The organism is Bradyrhizobium sp. (genome assembly GCF_016462955.1).
Classification (GTDB): Bacteria; Pseudomonadota; Alphaproteobacteria; order Rhizobiales; family Xanthobacteraceae; genus Bradyrhizobium.
On the sequence record NZ_JAEMSD010000498.1, the window covers coordinates 2,325 to 4,942 of the forward strand.

General features: G+C 60.7%; 4 protein-coding genes. 2 read left to right on the plus strand and 2 right to left on the minus strand.

Annotation, left to right across the window (positions count from 1 at the left end; translation table 11 throughout):
* Positions 1–190 (plus strand): DUF2274 domain-containing protein (locus JHD07_RS32745; protein WP_291629654.1); only part of this gene is annotated, 190 nt, incomplete at its 5' end.
* Between the two features lie 23 nt (positions 191–213).
* Here JHD07_RS32745 and JHD07_RS32750 read toward each other — a convergent pair.
* A complete protein-coding gene (locus tag JHD07_RS32750) occupies positions 214–1,113 on the minus strand; it encodes a LysR family transcriptional regulator (RefSeq protein ID WP_291629660.1) in 900 nt (299 codons plus the stop codon).
* A 347-nt stretch (positions 1,114–1,460) separates the two neighbouring features.
* On the opposite strand from JHD07_RS32750, the gene JHD07_RS32755 reads away from it, so the two are divergent.
* A complete protein-coding gene (locus JHD07_RS32755) occupies positions 1,461–2,420 on the plus strand; it encodes a zinc-binding alcohol dehydrogenase family protein (RefSeq protein ID WP_291629656.1) in 960 nt (319 codons plus the stop codon).
* 42 nt (positions 2,421–2,462) lie between these two features.
* On the opposite strand, the gene JHD07_RS32760 is transcribed toward JHD07_RS32755, so the two are convergent.
* A partial coding sequence (locus JHD07_RS32760; protein WP_291629662.1) for an SDR family oxidoreductase occupies positions 2,463–2,618 on the minus strand: 156 nt, incomplete at its 5' end.

A 2,618-nucleotide genomic window follows, 5' to 3' on the forward strand; every position in this document is an offset into this window, starting at 1 on the left:
AGACAAGCCAGTTAAAGTCACGGTCGAACTGCCGGCGCCGCTTCATCGCGATCTCATTGCTTATGCAGAGATCCTAGCCCGCGAGACCGGGCAGCCCGTCGCCGAACCAGCAAAACTCATAGCCCCCATGGTCCAGCGCTTCATCGCCACCGACCGCGGCTTTGCAAAGGCGCGTCGCCAGTCCCCGTAATGACATTTGCCACCGTCAGTTTTTCAAGCCTTATTGCCGTCACGCCCTACGGCGGCCGCGACCCCTATGAGGTGCGCGACCGCTGGATTCGCATTATCCGGACGCCAGATCACCGACGCCGGCAACGCGTCGGATTCGCCTTCGAGAGGTATAAAGCGCAGTCCTTCCACTCGGCGAGCCGCTGACTCATCGACAAATGTGATTCCGCATCCCGAGACGACGAGATCGAAGACACTGGCCTCTGAGACATCTTGAATATCTATCTTCGGCCTATGACCCGCTTTCGTCAGCTTCGCGATTATCTGATGCTGAACTTCTGACCCTTGCTCAGCCTTGGATAAAAGAATCGTGTCATCGCGAGTGTCTTGCCATGTGACGACTTGGTGATCGAAAAGTCGATGAGTGTTTCCCAAAGCCGCTAAAATGGCTTCTCTCCATAAAACCCGGGTTTCACAAACAGGATTGCACTCGGTTCCAATCAAGAAGGCGACATCAAGCGTCCCCATCGCGACGTTATGGCTCGTCTTGCTCGTCGTGTCTTCCGTGAGCGTGATGTTCACAGACGGAAAAAGAGCCTTGAACTTCCGCAATACCTCGCCAAACAACCCACCAGTGCGCGATGACGCAATTCCGACGCGGACTTGACCGACCTCACCACTATCGACAGCAACGGCGTAACGGGCGGCGAGATCTAGTTGCTGGGCGCCTGCCATTGCGCGTTCCAGGAACGCTGCGCCTGCCGTGGTAGGCAAAACACCCGTTCGACTTCGCCTGAACAGGGGGAAGCCTAGTCGATGCTCAAGATGCTGAATTCGCCGGCTGAGTGACGATTGCGACACCGCGAGCAACTCTGCCGCTCGTCGAAAACTGCCAGTTTCCGCCGCCGCGATCGCGCAACGCAGATTTCGCAGATCCAGGATCATATTGGGCAAACATCACTCCCCCACGCCGATATACGCTTCGAACGACCGCGTTTTGTGCCGGAGTCTGGCGTTCCAAACACCGTCGCGGTAGTCCTACGTCGTGAAAGCTCCGTCGCCGATAGGGGAACACTGATGAAAGCGGCTGCGCACGCTGAGGAGGAAGTACTTAACTCGGCTGAGCGCCATCGATGCCGGCAGCATCGTTCCTGACTATGCAACACAGATGCACGTCTGTCGATGCTACCGGATCGTGACGCGCAGTACCACATCCAGGCGAATTTGCTCCCCGCGGTCCCAGCGATTCCTACACAACCGTCTCGGTCCGTCGCGCATGGAAAGGAACGGCGATGAAAGCAGCTGTCTACGATCTTAACGGTCCACCGGAAGTCCTTCGCTACACGGACGTGCCCGACCCCGAAATTGGTTCGCGGGACGTCCTGATCCGGGTCGAGGCGATATCCATGGAGGGCGGCGACCTGATCAACCGTCGCAGTTCGCCGCCGGGGCATCCCTCATATGTCGTCGGCTATGCCGCAGCTGGCACGGTGGTGGCAATCGGTGACGCCGTCACGGACCGCAAGCCTGGCGACCGGGTTACCTCGTGGGGTTTGGACGGGTCTCATGCCCAACTCCGCGCAGTTCCGTCGGATCAGACCTGGCTGCTGCCCGAAGGGGCAGGCTTTGCGGAAGCCGCGGCGATCCCAATCGGCTTCGGAACTGCCCATCATTGCCTGTTCGCGCGAGGGCGCCTCTCAAGCGGAAGCTCGGTCCTGATCCTGGGTGCAGCGGGGGGCGTCGGGATAGCGGCGGTACAGCTCGCCCGCCAAGCCGGCGCGACCGTCATCGCCGTCGCAGGCGGCGAGGACCGCGCCAGGAGAGTGATCGAGCTCGGTGCCTCAAGCGTCATCGACCATAAAGTCGAATCCGTCGTGGACGTGGCCCGTGACCTCACCGACGGCCGGGGCGTTGACGTCATCGTCGATCCGGTTGGGTCCACATTGGCGACATCCCTCGCAGCGCTCCGCGACGAAGGGATCTTGGTGTCAGTGGGCAATGCCGGCGGCGGGGCGCTGACGTTGGATTTCTGGCCAGCGGTGCAACGCAATCAGACCGTCATCGGCGTGTTCATGGGAACCATACTGTCACGTCCAGCAGTGCGCCAAACCGTCGACACGATGCTCGCCGACGTCGCGAAAGGAAGTCTCACCGTGCCAATCGACAGAAGGTTTCCGCTCTCCGAGGCCGCCGCCGCCCACCGTTATGCCGAGGACAACAAGATCCTCGGCCGTGTGGTGCTGATCCCCTGACGCCCATTTCGCGCCACCGCTACGCGTTCTGCCCGTCCGCTGTCAGGCGATTGCGCCCGCATCGGCGGTCAAGGTGGCGCCTGTAATCACGCTGGCGGCGGGACTTGCTAGAAACACGACTGCATTCGCGATTTCGCTCGGCTTGGCGAAGCGACCCAGAGACGTCAAGCTCCGTTGGAAATCTGCGGCCGGGCCGTC